General features: G+C 66.4%; 14 protein-coding genes and 2 pseudogenes. 13 read left to right on the forward strand and 3 right to left on the reverse strand.

All coding sequences use genetic code 11. The annotated features are described in order from the left end of the window. The first annotated feature begins 23 nt into the window (after positions 1 to 23). On the forward strand, positions 24 to 917 hold the full coding sequence (locus tag AC5Y31_RS09760) for a 5-oxoprolinase/urea amidolyase family protein (RefSeq protein WP_499979978.1): 894 nt from the start codon (positions 24 to 26) through the stop codon (positions 915 to 917). Between the two features lie 8 nt (positions 918 to 925). After that, positions 926 to 1,471 (forward strand): GNAT family N-acetyltransferase, encoded by a 546-nt coding sequence (locus AC5Y31_RS09765; RefSeq protein WP_065023070.1) that lies wholly within the window; start codon positions 926 to 928, stop codon positions 1,469 to 1,471. A gap of 494 nt (positions 1,472 to 1,965) precedes the next feature. On the opposite strand, the pseudogene AC5Y31_RS09770 reads toward AC5Y31_RS09765, so the two are convergent. Next, a pseudogene (locus AC5Y31_RS09770) lies at positions 1,966 to 3,180 on the reverse strand (SulP family inorganic anion transporter); the annotation flags it as partial. Between the two features lie 896 nt (positions 3,181 to 4,076). On the opposite strand from AC5Y31_RS09770, the gene AC5Y31_RS09775 reads away from it, so the two are divergent. The 6 genes and pseudogenes from AC5Y31_RS09775 to AC5Y31_RS09800 all read left to right on the forward strand — a co-directional run bounded on the left by AC5Y31_RS09775 (position 4,077) and on the right by AC5Y31_RS09800 (position 10,622). Beyond that, positions 4,077 to 5,291 (forward strand): sodium-dependent bicarbonate transport family permease, encoded by a 1,215-nt coding sequence (locus AC5Y31_RS09775; protein ID WP_499979979.1) that lies wholly within the window; start codon positions 4,077 to 4,079, stop codon positions 5,289 to 5,291. A 183-nt stretch (positions 5,292 to 5,474) separates the two neighbouring features. Next, entirely contained in the window at positions 5,475 to 6,881 is a 1,407-nt protein-coding gene (locus tag AC5Y31_RS09780; protein ID WP_065023068.1) for an MFS transporter, read from the forward strand. 87 nt (positions 6,882 to 6,968) lie between these two features. After that, a pseudogene (locus AC5Y31_RS09785) lies at positions 6,969 to 7,268 on the forward strand (winged helix-turn-helix domain-containing protein); the annotation flags it as partial. Then, complete coding sequence (locus AC5Y31_RS09790) at positions 7,265 to 7,981, forward strand: sirohydrochlorin chelatase (protein ID WP_065023066.1); 717 nt, start codon at positions 7,265 to 7,267, stop codon at positions 7,979 to 7,981. The pseudogene AC5Y31_RS09785 and the gene AC5Y31_RS09790, both read left to right, overlap by 4 nt. 110 nt (positions 7,982 to 8,091) lie before the next feature. Further along, on the forward strand, positions 8,092 to 9,483 hold the full coding sequence (locus AC5Y31_RS09795; RefSeq protein ID WP_499979984.1) for a nitrate/nitrite transporter: 1,392 nt from the start codon (positions 8,092 to 8,094) through the stop codon (positions 9,481 to 9,483). Further along, the gene (locus AC5Y31_RS09800; RefSeq protein WP_499979986.1) at positions 9,480 to 10,622 is read left to right on the forward strand and encodes a uroporphyrinogen-III synthase; all 1,143 of its coding nucleotides are present in this window, start codon (positions 9,480 to 9,482) and stop codon (positions 10,620 to 10,622) included. The genes AC5Y31_RS09795 and AC5Y31_RS09800 overlap by 4 nt, the downstream gene beginning before the upstream one ends. On the opposite strand, the gene nirD is transcribed toward AC5Y31_RS09800, so the two are convergent. Further along, positions 10,604 to 10,975 carry a nitrite reductase small subunit NirD gene (gene nirD, locus AC5Y31_RS09805; protein ID WP_065023063.1) on the reverse strand — a complete coding sequence of 124 codons (372 nt, stop codon included), beginning with the start codon at positions 10,973 to 10,975 and terminating at the stop codon, positions 10,604 to 10,606. The genes AC5Y31_RS09800 and nirD overlap by 19 nt on opposite strands. Then, positions 10,972 to 13,533: a nitrite reductase large subunit NirB gene (gene nirB / locus AC5Y31_RS09810; RefSeq protein WP_499979987.1), complete on the reverse strand. Its 2,562-nt coding sequence runs from the start codon at positions 13,531 to 13,533 to the stop codon at positions 10,972 to 10,974. Before nirB ends, nirD begins: the two co-directional genes overlap by 4 nt. A 227-nt stretch (positions 13,534 to 13,760) precedes the next feature. Between nirB and AC5Y31_RS09815 the strand changes: the two genes are divergently transcribed. The 5 genes from AC5Y31_RS09815 to AC5Y31_RS09835 all read left to right on the forward strand — a co-directional run bounded on the left by AC5Y31_RS09815 (position 13,761) and on the right by AC5Y31_RS09835 (position 18,271). Further along, positions 13,761 to 14,198 (forward strand): Hsp20/alpha crystallin family protein, encoded by a 438-nt coding sequence (locus AC5Y31_RS09815; RefSeq protein ID WP_499979988.1) that lies wholly within the window; start codon positions 13,761 to 13,763, stop codon positions 14,196 to 14,198. A gap of 166 nt (positions 14,199 to 14,364) precedes the next feature. Continuing rightward, positions 14,365 to 14,661, forward strand: coding sequence for an Rv0250c family protein (locus AC5Y31_RS09820; protein ID WP_065023062.1), 297 nt, complete (start codon positions 14,365 to 14,367; stop codon positions 14,659 to 14,661). A 64-nt stretch (positions 14,662 to 14,725) separates the two neighbouring features. Further along, the gene (gene sdhC / locus AC5Y31_RS09825) at positions 14,726 to 15,568 is read left to right on the forward strand and encodes a succinate dehydrogenase subunit SdhC (protein WP_065023061.1); all 843 of its coding nucleotides are present in this window, start codon (positions 14,726 to 14,728) and stop codon (positions 15,566 to 15,568) included. Between the two features lie 34 nt (positions 15,569 to 15,602). Beyond that, positions 15,603 to 17,516, forward strand: a complete 1,914-nt coding sequence (locus AC5Y31_RS09830; protein ID WP_065023060.1) for a fumarate reductase/succinate dehydrogenase flavoprotein subunit — start codon at positions 15,603 to 15,605, stop codon at positions 17,514 to 17,516. Next, complete coding sequence (locus AC5Y31_RS09835) at positions 17,516 to 18,271, forward strand: succinate dehydrogenase/fumarate reductase iron-sulfur subunit (RefSeq protein WP_065023059.1); 756 nt, start codon at positions 17,516 to 17,518, stop codon at positions 18,269 to 18,271. Before AC5Y31_RS09830 ends, AC5Y31_RS09835 begins: the two co-directional genes overlap by 1 nt. The last annotated feature ends 1 nt before the right edge of the window (position 18,272 follow it).

Consider the following 18,272-nt stretch of genomic DNA (forward strand, 5'->3'; position numbering starts at 1 on the left):
GGACTCGAGAACGGGAGGTTGCGATGACCACGTTGGAGATACTGCGCACCGGGCCGCTGGCCTTGGTCGAGGACCTTGGTCGCCCCGGGTTGGGCCACCTGGGCGTCACCCGGTCCGGGGCCGCCGACCGCCGCTCGCACCAGCTGGCCAACCGCTTGCTGGCCAATCCCGACGACCGGGCCACCATCGAGGTGGCGTTCGGTGGCTTTTCCGCCCGCGTCCACGGCGGCGACGTCGACATCGCGGTCACCGGCGCCGACACCGACCCCGAAGTCAACGGAATCTCATTCGGCACCAACAGCATTCAGCGTGCCCACGATGGTCAGGTGATCTCGCTGGGCTCGCCGCGATCGGGTCTGCGGACCTACCTTGCGGTGCGCGGCGGGATCGAGGTCACCCCCGTGCTGGGCTCGCGCAGCTACGACGTGATGGCCGCCATCGGACCGGCGCCGTTGCGCGACGGCGACGTGCTGCAGATCGGCGAGCCGACCGGCGAGTACCCCGAGGTCGACCAGGCGCCGGTGGCAACCATCCCCGGCGACGTCGTCGAGCTGCGGGTGGCCCCGGGGCCGCGCGACGACTGGTTCGTCGACCCCGACATCATGGTGCGCACCAACTGGCTGGTCTCCAACCACAGCGACCGGGCCGGGATGCGACTGGTCGGGATGCCGCTGGAGTACCGGTGGCCGGAGCGGCAGTTGCCCGCCGAAGGCGCCGACCGCGGTGCCATCCAGGTGCTGCCGAACGGGTTTCCGATCATCCTGGGCCCGGATCACCCGGTGACCGGCGCCTACCCGGTGGTCGGCGTGGTTGTCGAGGACGACATCGACACGCTGGCGCAGGTCCGGCCCGGACAGACCGTGCGGATGCATTGGTCGCGGCCACGTCAGCACCCGTCCGCCCACTCGACCTGGTAGGCCGGCGGGTGCTTCGCAAGGTCCGCACCGCCCGCCTGATCCACACCTCCGATCTGGACGACGAGACCCGCCGCGGCGCTCATCAGCTGGTCATCGAGGCCTACGGGGACGCATTCTCGGACGCCGACTGGCAGCACGCGCTCGGTGGCATGCACGCCCTGATCTGGCAACGCGGTGCCCTGATCGCCCACGGCGCGGTGATCCGGCGTCAGCTGCTCTACCGCGACCGGTCCCTGCGCTGCGGCTACGTCGAGGCCGTCGCCGTCCGGGAGGATCAGCGCGGGCGGGGGCTGGCCACCGCGGTGCTGGATGCCTGCGAGCAGGTGATCCGCGGCGCCTTCGAGCTGGGTGCGCTCAGTTCGGCCGAGATCAGCCGCCGGCTCTACACCGCCCGGGGCTGGTTGCCGTGGCGGGGCCCGACCTCGGTGCTGTCCCCGACCGGGCTGGTCCGCACCCCGGATGAGGACGGCACGGTATTCGTGATGCCGGTCGAGCTGGACTTGGATACCACCGCTGAGCTGGCCTGCGACTGGCGCGACGGCGACGTTTGGTAGCCCAACTCCTCAAGGCTGGCCAGCGCGATTCGGGTGCTCATCTCGTGCTTGGAAAGGGGCCGCAGATGGGCCCATCCCTCGATCACCAAGTTTGGACGCTGGTCTTGGCCGCTGAACTCCTCCAGGTAAGAACGAAGGGATTCACTTGTCGTGTGGTCGACGAGGGACACGCGCGAACTCAAGTTTAGGTGCACCGCCCGTGTGCCCTGCGGAAGCTGACCCAACTCCCGAATTACGTGGAACAGGTTGAAACACACCAGGGAACTATTCAGATACAGCTGGTAAACGCCGTCATCGAATTCCCGCTGCGACACCGGGTTGCGAAAGAGACCGAGGAAGCGGCCGGCAAGATTCGGCTTGGCGGTTCCCGAGCCGTTGCGCACCGTGTGCCAAAGGCCCACCAACCACAGATTCAGTATCAATTCCGCGGCGACGCCGGCGAAAATACCGATGAGCAGGTCCGTCGTCACCGTCACGAACACAGTGATCGCGAAGACGACGAACTGTTCGGTCCCGACCCGTGCGGCATGGATCCAGACCGCGGGCTTACACAATTTGTAGCCGATGAACACCAGGACGGCGGCCAGCACCGCCAACGGGACCAGGTTGATCAGGTCGGTGAACAGCAGCACGAACACCAGCAGGAAGCAGGCGTTATAAAAGTTGGCCCACTGGGTACGGCCGCCGCCCAAGATATTGGCCGTGCTCTTGACCATGCCGGGGATGATGGTCAAGCCACCGAGCGTGCTGGAGGCGATGTTGGACGCGCCCATGGCCAGCAGGGTCCGGTCCGGGTCGGAGCGGCGGCGAAAGGGATCGATCTTGTCCACGGCCGAGATCGTCGCCAGAGACTCGGTCCCGTCGATCAAGACCAGGGTGACCACCAGATAGACCAGCGGCAGCCATAGTTCGGGATGAGCGAACACCGTTCCGAACTGGGGCAGGACAACCCCATCCGTGAGCGAACCCGGGACGTTGATCAGGTAGTGCTCGTCCAGCTTCAGGATGAACACGCTGGCGAGCGTGCCGGCGAAGAACACCCAGACCGGAGGCGGCATGACCTTCAGCAACCGCCCGGAAACCGCCGTTAGCACGAAAAGCCCCGCCAGGCAACCGATCCCCAGGCCGAAGACCTGAGGGTTCATCGCCCCGACTTGGCGGGGCACTTCGCCCAGGATCGCCCAGAATTCGCGGCCCTCGAACGCCACGCCCATAAACAGCGGGATCTGCTTAGCGATGATCATCAGGCCAATCGCGCACAGCATGCCCTGAATCGCCGCGGCCGGGAAGATGGCGCTCAGGCGGGCCACCTTCAACCTGGCAAGGATCACCTGCACCACGCCCGCAATGACGATGGCAACCAGAACCAGGGGGTATCCCACCGCAAGCAAGTCGGCTTCCGAGGCGCCGTCGCCCAATTGGACCTGCCCCAGCATGATCATGCCGGCGAACAGGGCCGGTGCCAGTCCCGCCGCCGGGCCGCTGATGGTCACATACGAGCCGCCCAGAAACGGCAGGACGAAACCGGCGATGATCGCCGACACGATTCCACAGATCGGCGGCGCTCCCGAGGTGATCGCGATTCCCATCGAGAACGGCAGCGAGATCATGGCCACCGTGAAACCCGACCGCAGATCGTAGCGCCAGTGTTCGAGGCCGGCCAGGCCGTTGCGCGGCTTTTCAGTCGAAACGGTCAGGCTCTGTGACATGGGTCAGCTCTCTCGGCAGCGGCTTAAAGCGGTTGGCGCAAAGCACTGCCGGAACTCGTGCGGGTGAATCCAACTCCATGACGGGAGGACGGAGATAGGGGGCGGGACGGACCACCGTATGATAGTCGTTACAGCGGCGGGCGCTACTTAAACGCGGTTACCGTGAAATCTGCACGGCAAGTGTGAACTCCGAACGACCGGCCGACACGACCGATTAACCCCGGCCCGCGCGACGGTATCTCGGCTGTAAGCGTCGCCACCCGGGCAGGAACATCGGCGCTCCAGGACGCCGGGCTTAGACACCAATGTCGCATTCCCAGAGAATTGGCAGCTGGGCCCACAGCAACCTGGCAGCTCCTATTGCTTCGCGATAGTCGGAATAGGGATTGCGGAATCCACCAGCAGCACGTTTGACCTGCTGACCAGCACGTTGTAGCCCCCGGTCGGGCATTGGTGATGCCGGTGGCGATGACGGCGTTGATCTCGGGCCAGCAGGTCCAGGCGGTGCCGGGTCAGGTGCGTATCGCCGTCCGCGTCACGGTGGACAGCAGCGTGCAAACTCCTCCTTGGCGAGCCCCACCGACCCGATCTGCGCACTGGACTCCTCATTGGCGATAGCGTTCCAGATCACAGCGAAACGCTTGCGAGACAGCCGGTCTCGCGCCTCAGCTGTCGGCTCCGGTTACCTCATTCAGGCTCGACTTTGCGTCCAGGACGCCAGCCTTCCGTCTCGAACATGCCGCAGGCCAAAACGAGAAGCAGGACGCCACCACGACCTCATCCGAGCCAAGCTTCTTCCGGTCGCGGCCCTCACAGCAAATGCGTACCCTGCACGGGAGCTGTCGGCCAGCCTCGAGAAGTAATCTGGCCCGCTGGATACTGACTCGGGAGACTCCATGCTGTTTGAGTTCTGGCACAACTTCACGCACAACCTCTTCAAACCACTGCTTCTCTTCTTCTACATGGGTTTCCTGATTCCCCTGCTGAAGATCCAGTTCGAGTTCCCTTACGTGCTGTATCAGGGTTTGACGCTGTACCTGCTGCTGGCGATCGGATGGCGCGGCGGTGAGGAGCTCGCCACCATCGACTCCTCGAACATCGCCCACGTCCTGGGCTTCATCGTGCTGGGGTTCTTCACCAACCTGATCATCGGATTCGTCGCCTATGGGCTGCTGACCCGGATGACGAAGATGCGACGAATCGACCGGGCCACCGTGGCCGGCTATTACGGCTCGGATTCAGCCGGCACCTTCGCCACCTGCCTGGGCGTACTGGCCGCGTTGGACATCGCATTCGACGCCTACATGCCGGTGATGCTGGCCGTCATGGAGATCCCGGGCTGCGTGGTGGCGCTGCTGCTGGTGGCGCGGTTGCGGGAGCGCGGGATGGACCCGGTGGGCAACATGCCCGATGAGCCGGGCTACAACCCGAAAGCTCGCCTCGAACTGGTCACCGCCGCCCAGGCGCAGCAGCCCCAGACCCGGCATGAGCTCGAGGTCGAAGCGGAACTGGAGATCTCGCTGGAGAAGCGCGACCACCCAGATCCGGTCGAGGTGAACCCGAGGGTGGCGACTGCTCCGGTCAACGGAACGCTGCTGCGTGAAGTCCTGCTCAACCCGGGGCTGTACCTGCTCTTCGGCGGAATCCTCATCGGTTTCATCGGCCGGCTGCAAGGCGTCTCGGTCATCGAGGACGGCGACCACGTCTTCGTCACGGCGTTCCAGGGCATGCTGTGCCTGTTCCTGCTAGAGATGGGCATGACGGCATCCCGCAAACTCAAGGATCTGCGGAGCGCGGGACGCGGCTTGATCGCGTTCGGATTACTGGCCCCGAATCTCTTTGCCGTAGCCGGAATTTTCATCATCCACACTTACGCGCAAGTCACCGGGACACACTTCGAGACGGGCAGCTACGTACTGTTCGCCGTGCTCTGCGGCGCGGCGTCGTATATCGCTGTCCCTGCGGTGCAACGGATTGCGATCCCAGAGGCCAGTCCGACGGTGCCGCTCGCCGCATCGCTGGGTCTGACGTTCTCCTACAACGTGACGATCGGCATTCCGCTCTATCTCCAGATCACTCAGGCTGTCAACAGCTGGCTACCGGTCGGCTGATAACCCCGGCGAATTCGGCTGCGCCCACACGCAATAGGTGACGCGGCCCACACCGGCGAACCCCTCCAACGCTTTTACAGCTTCTACACCGCAAGCTGCCAGTTCGGGTCGGTATGTTCGCACGGCGGCCCCTCGCGACGAGTCAGCACGGCGACGGTGACCGGAGAGCACGAGGAGAGTTCAATGACGCCTACCCATCTCAGCGAATTCGACCCGGAGGACTGTGCGGCTTGGGAAAGCGGCAACAAGGCCGTCGCGCGACGCAATCTGATCTGGTCGACGGCGACCATGCACGTCGCCTTCTCGATCTGGTCGCTGTGGTCGGTGGTCGTGCTGTTCATGCCCGAGTCGGTCTACGGCATCAAGGCGGGTGACAAGCTGCTGCTCGCGGCGGTCGCCACCCTGGTCGGTGCGTGTGCGCGGATTCCCTACGTGGCGGCCACCGCCAAATTCGGTGGTCGCGACTGGGCGGTGTCCTCGTCGCTGATTCTGCTGATACCCACCGTCGGTACGCTGTTGCTGCTGGTCAACCCCGGTCAACCGCTGTGGATGTACCTGGTGTGTGCGGCCCTGACCGGACTCGGCGGCGGAAACTACGCAGCGTCGCTGGCCAACGTCGACGCGTTCTACCCGCAACGCCTCAAGGGCGTCGCGCTCGGGCTCTGCGGCGGTATCGGCAACCTCGGGGTGGCGGCCATCCAGCTGGTCGGACTGCTGGTTCTCTCCACCCTCGGCAACACCAAGCCCGAGCTGGTCTGCGGCGTCTACCTGGTGCTGCTCGCCCTGGTCGGAATCGGCGCCGCCCTGCGGATGGACAACCTCGACCACGGCGCGAAAGAGGTAGGCAGCATCCGATCGATCCTGTCGATCCCGGACAGCTGGGTCGTCTCGCTGTTGTATTGCGCCGCTTTCGGTTCCTTCATCGGCTTCGCGTTCGCCTTCGCCCAGGTGCTGCACGTCACATTCGAGGAAACCGGCCACAGCCCCGCCGAAGCCTCGCTGTACGCCGCGCGAATCGCCTTCCTGGGGCCGCTGTTGGGCGCCTTGTCGCGCATCTACGGGGGCCGGGTGGCGGACCGGCGCGGAGGCGGGCGGGTCACTTTCGTCGTCTTCGTCGGAATGATCGTGGCCGCCGCGATACTGGCTGTCACCAGCACGATCGACGACCGCACCCCGGGCACGGTGTCCTCGACCAGCGTCGTGCTCTACATCACCGGATTCATCGCGTTGTTCATCCTGGCCGGGATGGGCAACGGTTCGGTGCTCAAGATGATCCCGTCGATCTTCGAGGCCCGCAGCCGGTCGCTGGACTGCCCTGAAGGCGAGCGCCGCCACTGGGCGCGTTCGCATTCCGGCGCATTGATCGGGTTCGCCACCGCGGTCGGCGCGCTCGGCGGGGTCGCCATCAACCTGACGCTGCGGCAGGCCTGGGCCAGCACGGGCAGCGAGACACCCGCCTTCTGGATCTTCCTCGCGACGTATTGCGCCGCAGCGGCATTGACCTGGGTGATGTACGTGCGCCGCCCGCCGCGGATGCGGACCGGCACGAGCCCGCGGGCTCCGCGTGACACCCAGACGGTGTCGGTGTGACCGAAATCGCCGCCACACCGGGCAACCGGTTGGAAATCGGTCGGTAACACCGATGAAATCGACTGCCGCTAAACCTTATACATGAGCACCGTTCAGGCGGCCGGTCATCTCATCACGATTGAGGACGGCCGGGTCTTCGTGGACGGGATGATCAAGCCGGTGTCGCCTGCCGGCCTGGCCACCCTGCGGGTGCTGGCGCACCGACCGGGTGTCGTCGTGCCGCGCGAGGCGTTGCTGCGGGCATTGCCGGGGCGCGACAGCAGCACGCACGCGGTGGACACTGCGGTGCTTCGGCTGCGAACGGCATTGGGCGACAGTCAGATCGTCGCCACCGTGGTCAAGCGGGGGTACCGGCTCGCGGTCGACGATCAAGCGGGGGCCGCATGATTCCCATCCTGGTCGCACACGGCACTCGCCGGCCCGAAGGTGTCGTCATGATCGGCGAACTCGCCGAGCGGGTCGGCACATTGCTGGCGCAGCCGGTGCGGGTGGCGTTCGTCGATGTGCTGGGCCCCACCCCGACAGAGGTTCTTGCCGCTGAAGCCGATACCGGCCGCCCGGCCGTCGTCGTGCCGGCCTTCCTGGCCCGCGGCTATCACGTCCGGGTCGACGTACCCACCCATGTGCTGGCCAGCGGCCACCCTGACGTCACGATGACCCCGGCCCTGGGGCCGGACCGGCGCGTGGCCGCTGTGGTCGCCGGGCGGCTGGTCGAATCGGGCTGGCGGACAGGAGACTCGGTGGTCCTCGCGGCGGCCGGTTCGTCGGACCCGACGGCGCGGGCCGACCTCGACCGGGCCGCCCGGATGCTGTCCGGGATGCTGCGCGCGCACGTCGAGGTGGCGTTCGCCGCCACCGGCGCGCCTGGTGTTCCCGACGCGGTGGCCGCCTTGCGCAGTCGAGGCGCGAGGCGGGTGGCGGTCGCCTCGTACCTCTTGGCAGACGGGCTGTTTCAGCGGCGACTGCACGACGCGGGAGCGGATCTGGTCACCGAGCCACTGGGCGCCCACCCCGTCCTCGCCCGAGTCGTCGCCAACCGGTTCCTCACCGCACAGACCCGGCTTCCGTTGCGATCCGGATCCTTTGGCGGCGGCCGGTAACCCGGTCTCGAGACAGGTCTCACGCCAGACCCGGCCGGCCGTGAGCAGAAGTTCACCGGAGGGACATCGGGTGCAGCTTTGCCGTAACGAAAGATTCCTACCGTGTCATCATGCCTCGCTCACACGTCATCACCGATTGGGATCCCGAAGACACCACGGCCTGGGCCGCCGGTAACGACAAGATCGCCCGGCGCAACCTGATCTGGTCGACCATCGCCGAACACGTCGGATTCTCGATCTGGTCGATCTGGTCGGTGATGGTGCTGTTCATGCCCGAATCGGTGTACGGCTTCACCAGCGGGGACAAATTTCTTCTCGCGGCCACCGCTACCCTGGCCGGCGGCGGCCTGCGCATCCCGTACTCGATGGCCACCGCGACGTTCGGCGGCCGGAACTGGACGGTCTTCTCCGCGTTGGTCCTATTGATCCCGACGGTGGCAATGATGGGTCTGTTGGCCCATCCGGGCCTACCGCTGTGGCCGTATCTGGTGTGCGCCGCGGCGACCGGTCTCGGCGGCGGCAATTTCGCCGCGTCGATGACCAACGTGAACGCTTTCTACCCGAACCGGCTCAAAGGCTGGGCGCTGGCGGTCAACGCCGGTGGGGGCAACCTCGGGGTGCCGTTGATTCAACTGGTCGGCTTGGCGGTGCTGGCGACCGCGGGCAACCGCCAGCCGCACTGGGTGTGCGCGGTCTACCTGGTGTTCCTCGCCGTCACCGGGATTGGCGCAGCACTGTTCATGGACAATCTGGAGAACCACAAAGTCGACCTGACCGCGATGCGCTCGATTCTGCCGGCGGTCGACACCTGGATCATCGCACTGCTCTATATCGGCACCTTCGGCTCGTTCATCGGATACTCCTTCGCGTTCGGCCAGGTGCTTCAGATCAGCTTCGTGGGCAGCGGCCAGAGTCCCGCGCAGGCCGCCCTGCATGCTGCTCAAATCGCATTCCTGGGGCCGCTGTTGGGCTCGGTGGCCCGGATCGTCGGCGGCCGGATCGCCGATCGCATCGGCGGCGGACCGGTCACGCTGGCTGCCTTCGGCGGGATGTTTGCCGCAGCGGGAGTGCTCGTCGGTGTCAGCGTCCTCGCCGATCATCGCGGCGGCCCCACGACCAGCGCCACCATGGTGGGCTACGTGATCGGCTTCGTCGCGCTGTTCATCGTCTCGGGAATCGGCAACGGCTCGGTGTACAAGATGATTCCGTCGGTGTTCGAGGCCCGCAGCCACGCGCTGGGTCTCAGCGAGAGCGACCGCCGGCAGTGGGCACGGGCCATGTCGGGCGCGCTGATCGGATTCGCCGGTGCCATCGGCGCATTCGGCGGTGTCGGTATCAATCTGGCGCTGCGCCAGTCGTATCTGGCCAACGGCTCGGCGACGGCGGCCTTCTGGATCTTTATGGCAGGCTATGTCGGTGCCGCGGGCCTGACCTGGCTGAGGTATGTGCGCAGCCCCGTCCTGATCCCGCACCCGGCTCGGGCGGCGTTGGCATCGGCGTGAGCCGGCCAGACCACACCTCGCTGAGCGGCTACCGGGTCGCGGTGACCTCGGCGCGCCGCGCCGATGAGCTCTGCGCACTGCTGCGGCGCCACGGCGCCACCGTGTGCGCCGCACCGGCGATCGCGATGATCGACTTGACGGACGACGACGAATTGCGCCGGTGTACCGAGGAATTGATCGCCGTACCGCCGGACATTCTGGTGGTGACGACCGCCATCGGCTTCCGCGGCTGGATCGCTGCCGCCGAAGGCTGGGGGCTCGCCGAAGGGCTGATCGCGGCATTGCGCTCGGCCCGCATCGTGGCACGCGGACCCAAGGCGATCGGTGCCTTGCGCGCCGCCGGGCTGCCCGAAGAGTGGTCGCCCGAATCCGAATCGTCGGCCGCCGTACTCGACTATCTGATCCGATCCGGCATCATCGGCGCCCGGGTAGCGGTCCAGTTGCACGGCGCCACCGGTGGTTTCGACCCCGTTCCCGAGCTTCTCGACCTACTCCGTTCGGCAGGCTCCGAGGTGCTGCCCGTCCGGGTCTACCGGTGGCGGGCCGCCCGTCCGGGCGGGGAGTTCGACCAGCTGACCACCGAGATCGCCCAACGGCAATTCGACGCCGTCAGCTTCACCTCGGCCGCCGCGGTAGTGGCGACCCTGACGCGTGCCGGCGAGCTCGGCCTCTCCGAGGAGTTGCTCGGTGCGCTGCGCTCAGATGTGCACGCGATGTGCGTCGGTCCGGTAACAGCCCGGCCGCTGGCGCTGCTGGGGGTGCCCACTTCGTCGCCGCGGCGAATGCGGTTGGGAGCGTTGGGACGTCACATCGTGGACCAGCTACCCCGGTTGCGCACTCACATTGTGTACGCCGCCGGGCACCGGATCGAGGTCCGCAGCAGTTGCGTGCTGGTCGACGGGGTGACCAAGCCGGTCTCACCCGCCGGAATCGCGACCCTGCGGGCATTGGCCCACCACCCCGGCCGGGTGGTGTGCCGCGACGAGCTGCTGAATGCGCTGCCGGGCAACGGCAGTAGCACTCACGCGGTGGAAACCGCGGTGCTGCGGCTGCGATCCGCCTTGGGCGACAAGAACATCGTGGCGACCGTGGTCAAGCGCGGCTACCGGCTGGCGGTGGATCAGGCGACCGCCTGGTGAGCTTCCTCGAAGCGCCCGACCTGCACGTAGCCGTCCACGATCCGGGTCGGGTACACCCGGACCGAGACGCGCGGGTCATCCAGGCAGCTGCCGTCGTCGAAGGCGAACGCCTGCTTCTTCAGCGGTGAGATGACCGTCAGCCGGCCACCGCGGTCACCGACGATCCCCCGCGACAGCACCGCCGCGTGGAAGAACGGGTCGACGTTGCACACCGCGTGTACCGAGCCGTCGTCGAGCCGGAACAGCGCGGCCTGCTTGCCGTTGTCGAGCAGCACGCCCACGCCGAGGCCGGGAATCAGCTGGTCGTATCGGCAGGCGGTGGTCCATGCCTCAATGTTGTGAGCGGTGATCATGCTTCCTCCTCAATGCGCAGTACCGGGATGGGCAACGGGATCTTGCGGCCGTCACGTTCGGTGAACGCGACGGTGGGGTCTTCGGCGCCGGGGGCATTGACGAACGACACGAAGCGCGACAGTTTCTCCGGATCGTCGAGCACCCCCTTCCATTCGTCGGTGTAGTTGTCGACGTGGCGGGCCATCGCCGCCTCGAATTCGGAAGCGAGGCCCAATGAGTCGTCGCAGACGACTTCGCGGACGTGGTCGAGTCCGCCTTCCATCGACTCGATCCAGGGTGCGGTGCGCTGCAGCCGATCCGCGGTGCGGATGTAGAACATCAGGAACCGGTCGATGTAACGGAACACCGTCTCGGTGTCGAGGTCGCCCGCCAGCAGCTGGGCATGCTTGGGCGACATGCCGCCGTTGCCGCCGACGTAGAGATTCCAGCCGAGCTCGGTGGCGATCACGCCGACGTCCTTGGCGCGCGCCTCGGCGCACTCCCGGGCGCAGCCGGACACCCCCATCTTGATCTTGTGCGGAGCGCGCAGCCCCCGGTAGCGCATCTCCAGGTCGACGGCCAACTTCACCGAGTCCTGCTGCCCGTAGCGGCACCAGTCGCTGCCCACACAGCTTTTCACCGTGCGCAGCGACTTGCCGTATGCCTGGCCGGATTCCATGCCGGCGTCGACCAGTTTGCGCCAGATCTCGGGCAGCTGATCGACCCGGGCGCCGAACATGTCGATCCGCTGCCCCCCGGTGATCTTGGTGTACAGGCCGAACTCCTGGGCGATCTGGCCGATCAGGATCAGGTGCTCGGGCTTGATCTCCCCGCCGGGCACCCGGGGAACCACCGAGTAGCTGCCGTTGCGCTGAATGTTGGCCAGGAAGTGGTCGTTGGAGTCCTGCAGCGCGGCCTGCTCGCCTTCCAGGATGTGCTCGGATCCGGTGGAGGCCAGGATGGAGGCGACGGTCGGCTTGCAGATGTCGCAGCCGTGTCCGGTGCCGAAGCGCTCCAGCAGCTCGGAGAACGTGCGGATTCCGGTGACCTGGATGATCTCGAAGAGCTCGGCGCGGGACTGGGCGAAGTGCTCGCACAACGACTTCGACTGCTCCACGCCCTCGGCGATCAGCAGTTCTTTGAGCAGCGGGATGCAGGAACCGCACGAGGTCCCGGCCTTGGTGCGGTCCTTGAGCGCCTGCACGTCGTGGCAGCCCTCAGCGATCGCGTCGCACAACTGCGTCTTGCTGACGTTGTTGCAGGAGCAGATCTGCGCCGCCCCGGGCAGCGCGCTGATGCCCAGGGAAGTCTTGGCGCCGTCACTTGGCGGCGCGATCAGGTGCAGCGGGTCACCGGGCAGCTCGGCGCCGACCATCGGGCGCAGCACACCGTAGGAGGAGGCGTCACCGACGAGAATGCCGCCGAGCAGGGTCTTGGCGTCATCGGAGAGCACCAGCTTGGCGTAGGTGCGCTTCACCGGGTCGTTGATCACGACCGACAGCGAGTTCTCGGTGGCGCCCATCGCGTCGCCGAAGCTGGCCACGTCGACACCGAGCAGCTTCAGCTTGGTGGACATGTCGGCTTCACCGAACTCGGCGGCTCCCTCGAGCAGCCGGTCGGCGACTACCTCGGCGCTGGTGTAGCCGGGCCCGACCAGGCCGTAGCAACAGCCCTCGATGGCGGCTACCTCACCGATCGCGTAGACGTCGGGATCGCTGGTCCGACAGGACAAATCGGTCAGCACGCCGCCGCGCTCGGCGATCGCCAGGCCGGCCTCGCGGGCCAATTCGTCACGCGGACGCACTCCGGCGGCGAAGATCACCAGCCCGGCATCGATCTCGGTGCCATCGGAGAGGCGCACCCGCAGACTGGGTGAGCCGTATTGGTGGGTGAGCTGCTCGATCGACTCGGTGCCCACGCCGACGTGCACCGCGATGCCCAGGTCGGAGATCATCCGGCTCAGCAGCATGCCACCGGCGTCGTCGAGCTGCTGTGGCATCAACCGCGGCGCCATCTCGACGATATGGGGCTGGATGCCGGAGCTACGAAGCGCATTCGCGGCTTCCAGCCCGAGCAGCCCGCCGCCGATCACCACGCCGGCGCGAGTGTGGCCGGCTTCGAGCATGCACTGGATGTCGACCCGGATGCCGTCCAGGTCGTCCAGGGTCCGGTAGACGTGGCACCCGGGCAGGTCGTGGCCCGGAACCGGCGGAACGAACGCCCGGGATCCGGTCGCCAGCACCAGGGTGTCGTAGCCGTAGCGCTGCCCGTCCGCGGCGAGCACCGACTTGCCGGCCAGGTCCAGTTCGGCGACCCGAGAGCGCAGCAGCAACCGCACATGGTCGTCGCCGGCGTAGTCGTTTCCCGGCAGCGCCAGCCGGGATCGATCCCAGCCTTCGGTGTACGAGGTCAGTCCGACCCGGTCGTAGGCGGGATCGGATTCCTCGGCGAGCACGGTGACCCGCCAGCGCCCGCTGTCGGACCGGCTGCGCAGCGCCTCGACGAATCGGTGGCCCACCATGCCGTGGCCCACGACGACCAGGTCGCGGACGGCGTGGGGCGTTTCGATCGGGGCCATGCGGATGAGATTAGGAAGCCGATATTGCCGCAGTATCGCCATGCGTTACAAGCGTGTGACGGTGTGCTCACGCAGGTGTGAAGTCGTTCACCAGGGGCGCTGAACTGTGGGTTTGTTCACCGTCGGCGAACACGGAACTTTAGCGTGGTCGACTCAAGTTCTACTCGGTGACGGGCCGGCGACCGACCGGCACGCAGAGATCGATCTTCAAGAAAGGCAGCGACACCATGAGCACCCTGACCCTGTGGCAGCGTCCCTTCGACACCGACCGGTGGGTACGCGACTTCTTCGGCCCGGCGACGGCCAGCGACTGGCGGGCGCCGAGCGGGTTCAGCCCGGCCGCCGAGATCACCCAAGACGGCGACGACGCGGTGGTCCGACTGGAGCTGCCCGGCATCGACGTGGACAAGGACGTGACGGTCGAACTCGACGGCGGCCGCCTGGTCGTCCGCGGCGAACGTCGCGATGAGCGCGCCGAGACCGACGCCGAGACCAAGCGCACGCTGCGCGAGGTGCGCTACGGATCCTTCCGCCGCTCGTTCGCGGTCCCGGCACATGTCACCGGCGAGGCCGTCACCGCGTCCTACGACGCCGGTGTGCTGACCGTCCGGGTGGCCGGCGTGTACGCGGGCAGCGAGCCGCGACGGATCGCCATCACGAAGTAGGCCGGTAATCGGCGAAGGCCCGGAAAACCCCCGCACACACCGTGTGTGGGGGTTTTTCGTGCGGCGAACACGCCAGCACCGCAACGTGATCTGTCTCACGTTCCGTTCCGGATGTGACTAGCATCGGGTGAACGTACTGTGATCCGTAACACCTGAGGAGGCACCGGTGTCTGGCACTAGTGAACTCGCCGAACTGCACGCCCTGATTGGCGACCTGCGGCGTTGCGTGCTGGGGCTGAAAACCCGGTTCGGCGACATACCCGGGATGCGCCGCATCGAAATGGACGCCGAGCGCATCCTCACCGATGTCGAACTCCTCGAATCCGACGCCGGAGAACTCGACCTGCAGCGCTGGGCTGCCGAACGCGCCCAGGACAAGATCACCATCCCCGACACCGAGTACGACAGCGAATTCTGGCGTGACGTCGACGACGAGGGCGTCGGCGGCCAGGGCAGGTACTGACACCATCGGGTGCTGCTTGCATAGGGGCGCCCTCCGACGAATCCAGCCGAAGGGAACCCACTAGATGAGCGCACCCGCCGTGAACCGTCCTGGCACCGGCGTCTTCTCGGCGACTCGCGCCCGAATCGCGAATCGCACTCTGCGTACCGACCGCTGGTGGTTGTCGCCGCTGCGGGTGAACCTGGGCCTCACCGCCTGGGTCATCTACGCAACCGTCCGGGCGTTCTGGGGCAGCGGGTACTGGGTGTCTGACTACCACTACCTGACGCCGTTCTACTCGCCGTGTATCTGGGAGTCGTGCGTGCCCGGCTCCAGTCACCTGGGGGTATGGATCCCATTCGCGGCGCCGTGGTGGGTCCCGATGGGCATGCTGGTGCTGCCGTTCCTGCTTGCCTTCCGACTGACCTGCTACTACTACCGCAAGGCCTACTACCGCGCCTACTGGCAGTCACCGACGGCCTGCGCCGTCCCCGAGCCGCGCGCCGGCTACACCGGCGAAACCCGATTCCCGCTGATCCTGCAGAACAGCCACCGCTATTTCTTCTACGCCGCGCTCGCGATCACGGCGCTGAACACGTACGACGCGATCACCGCGTTCTATTCGGTACATGCCAATAACGGCGCGGGCGGATTCGGCTTCGGCGTGGGCAACATCGTGCTGCTGGTCAACGTAGCGATGCTGTGGGCCTACACCGGCGGCTGCCATTCCTGCCGGCACATCTTCGGCGGCCGCCTGAATCACTTCTCCAAACACCCGGTGCGCTACTGGTTCTGGACGAAGATCAGCTGGTTCAACGGCCGGCACATGCAGTTCGCCTGGATCACGCTGGCCACCCTGGCATTCACCGACTTCTACATCTGGATGGTCTCCAGCGGCGTCATCACCGACTTCCGATTCATCGGCTGAACGCCGCAATCACACGAAGGGTAAGCGAGAATTCATGGTTGAAGTCGAACGGCACTCCTACGACGTGGTCGTGATCGGTGCCGGCGGCGCTGGCCTGCGCGCGGTGATCGAAGCCCGCGAGCAGGGCCTGAGCGTGGCAGTGGTGTGCAAGTCGTTGTTCGGCAAGGCGCACACCGTGATGGCCGAAGGCGGCTGCGCTGCGTCCATGGGCAACGTCAACGCCAAGGACAACTGGCAGGTGCACTTCCGGGACACTATGCGCGGCGGGAAGTTCCTGAACAACTGGCGGATGGCCGAGCTGCACGCCCGGGAGGCGCCGGAGCGGGTCTGGGAGCTGGAGACCTACGGCGCGTTGTTCGACCGCACCAAAGAGGGAAAGATCAGCCAGCGCAACTTCGGTGGTCACACCTACCCGCGGCTGGCCCACGTCGGCGACCGCACCGGGCTGGAGCTGATCCGCACCATGCAGCAGAAGGTGGTCTCGCTGCAGCAGGACGATCACGCGGAGTTCGGTGACTACGAAGCCAAGATCAAGATCTTCCACGAGTGCACCATCACCGAATTGCTCAAAGATGAGGCCAGCGGCGCCATTTCGGGCGCGTTCGGCTATTGGCGGGAAAGCGGCAAGTTCGTCTTGTTCGAGGCGCCGGCGGTGGTGCTGGCCACCGGAGGCATCGGCAAGTCGTTCAAGGTGACCTCGAACTCCTGGGAGTACACCGGCGATGGGCACGCCTTGGCGCTGCGGGCCGGCGCGACGCTGATCAACATGGAGTTCGTCCAGTTCCATCCGACCGGGATGGTCTGGCCGCCCAGCGTGAAAGGGATTCTGGTCACCGAGGGCGTGCGCGGCGACGGCGGGGTGCTCAAGAACTCCGACGGGACCCGGTTCATGTTCAACTACATCCCGCCGGTGTTCAAAGGTCAGTACGCCGAGACCGAGCAAGAGGCCGATCAGTGGCTCAAGGACAACGACTCGGCCCGGCGCACGCCCGACCTGCTGCCCCGCGACGAGGTGGCCCGCGCCATCAACTCCGAAGTCAAGGCCGGGCGCGGTTCGCCGCACGGCGGGGTGTTCCTCGACATCGCCTCGCGCCTGACACCTGAGGAGATCAAGCGCCGGCTGCCCTCGATGTACCACCAGTTCATGCAGCTCGCCGAGGTCGACATCACCAAGGACGCAATGGAAGTCGGCCCCACCTGCCACTACGTGATGGGCGGCATCGAGGTCGACCCCGACACCGGCGCTTCGGTGGTCCCCGGACTGTTCGCCGCCGGTGAGTGCTCCGGTGGAATGCACGGCTCCAATCGGCTGGGCGGAAACTCCCTATCGGACCTGTTGGTCTTCGGCCGGCGCGCCGGCCTGGGGGCCGCGGAATACGTGCAGAAGCTGGACAGTCGGCCGGCCGTGGCGCCGGCGGCGCTGGACGCCGCAGCCAAGCTGGCGCTGGCGCCGTTGGACCGAAGCGGCGGGGCCGCGGAGAACCCGTACACCCTGCACGCCGACTTGCAGCAGTCGATGAACGACCTGGTCGGCATCATCCGCAACGCCGGCGAGCTGGAGCAAGCGCTCTCCCGGCTCGAGGAGTTCAAGGCCCGGTTCGCCGCCGTCGCCGTCGACGGCGGCCGGCAGTACAACCCGGGCTGGCATCTGGCAGTCGACCTGCGCAACATGCTGCTGGTCAGCGAGTGCGTGGCCAAGGCGGCGCTGCAACGCACCGAGAGTCGCGGCGGGCATACCCGTGACGACCACCCCGGCATGGACTCCAACTGGCGTAAGACCCTGCTGGTCTGCCGTGCCTCGGACGACAGTGAGGTCCCCGACATCACCATCACCCCCGAGATCCGGTCCGGGATGCGCGAGGACCTGCTGGAACTGTTCGAGATCTCCGAGCTGGAGAAGTACTACACCGACGAAGAGCTGGCCCAACACCCGGGACGGAGAGCGTAATGACATACAACGCCCAGCTGCGGGTCTGGCGCGGTGACGTCGACGGCGGTGAGCTGCAGGACTTCGAGATCGAGGTCAACGAAGGCGAGGTGGTGCTCGACGTCATCCACCGGTTACAGGCGACCCAGACCCCGGACCTGGCGGTGCGCTGGAACTGCAAGGCCGGCAAGTGCGGGTCGTGTTCGGCCGAGATCAACGGCTACCCGCGACTGCTGTGCATGACGCGGATGTCGACGTTCGACCCCGACCAGACCATCACCGTCACCCCGGTGCGGACCTTCCCGGTGATCCGGGATCTGGTCACCGATGTGTCCTACAACTACGAGAAGGCTCGCGAGATGCCGGCGTTCAAGCCGCCGGCGGATCTCAAGCCCGGCGAGTACCGGATGCAGCAGCGGGACGTGGAACGCTCCCAAGAATTCCGCAAGTGCATCGAGTGCTTCCTGTGCCAGAACGTCTGCCACGTCATCCGCGACCACGAGGAGAACAAGCCGCGGTTCGCCGGGCCGCGGATGTTCATCCGATTGGCGGAGTTGGACATGCACCCGCTGGACACCGCCGACCGCCGCGACTTCGCCCAGGACGAGGCCGGCCTGGGGCTGTGCAACATCACCAAGTGCTGCACCGAGGTCTGCCCGGAACACATCACGATCACCGACAACGCCATCATTCCGATGAAGGAGCGGGTGGCCGGGAACCGCTATGACCCGGTGGTCTGGCTTGGCCGAAAGATCTTCCGCCGCAAGCCCGACTGAG

The sequence above is a fragment of the Mycobacterium sp. NGS18 genome, from assembly GCF_059813185.1.

Excerpts from the sequence above, each read along its gene's own strand:
- nirB (WP_499979987.1), bottom strand. The coding sequence starts at position 13,533 with ATGGCCCCGATCGAAACGCCCCACGCCGTCCGCGACCTGGTCGTCGTG.
- AC5Y31_RS09835 (WP_065023059.1), top strand. The coding sequence starts at position 17,516 with ATGACATACAACGCCCAGCTGCGGGTCTGGCGCGGTGACGTCGACGGC.
- AC5Y31_RS09815 (WP_499979988.1), top strand. The coding sequence starts at position 13,761 with ATGAGCACCCTGACCCTGTGGCAGCGTCCCTTCGACACCGACCGGTGG.
- sdhC (WP_065023061.1), top strand. The coding sequence starts at position 14,726 with ATGAGCGCACCCGCCGTGAACCGTCCTGGCACCGGCGTCTTCTCGGCG.
- AC5Y31_RS09790 (WP_065023066.1), top strand. The coding sequence starts at position 7,265 with ATGATTCCCATCCTGGTCGCACACGGCACTCGCCGGCCCGAAGGTGTC.
- AC5Y31_RS09760 (WP_499979978.1), top strand. The coding sequence starts at position 24 with ATGACCACGTTGGAGATACTGCGCACCGGGCCGCTGGCCTTGGTCGAG.
- AC5Y31_RS09830 (WP_065023060.1), top strand. The coding sequence starts at position 15,603 with ATGGTTGAAGTCGAACGGCACTCCTACGACGTGGTCGTGATCGGTGCC.
- AC5Y31_RS09780 (WP_065023068.1), top strand. The coding sequence starts at position 5,475 with ATGACGCCTACCCATCTCAGCGAATTCGACCCGGAGGACTGTGCGGCT.
- AC5Y31_RS09795 (WP_499979984.1), top strand. The coding sequence starts at position 8,092 with ATGCCTCGCTCACACGTCATCACCGATTGGGATCCCGAAGACACCACG.
- nirD (WP_065023063.1), bottom strand. The coding sequence starts at position 10,975 with ATGATCACCGCTCACAACATTGAGGCATGGACCACCGCCTGCCGATAC.
- AC5Y31_RS09775 (WP_499979979.1), top strand. The coding sequence starts at position 4,077 with ATGCTGTTTGAGTTCTGGCACAACTTCACGCACAACCTCTTCAAACCA.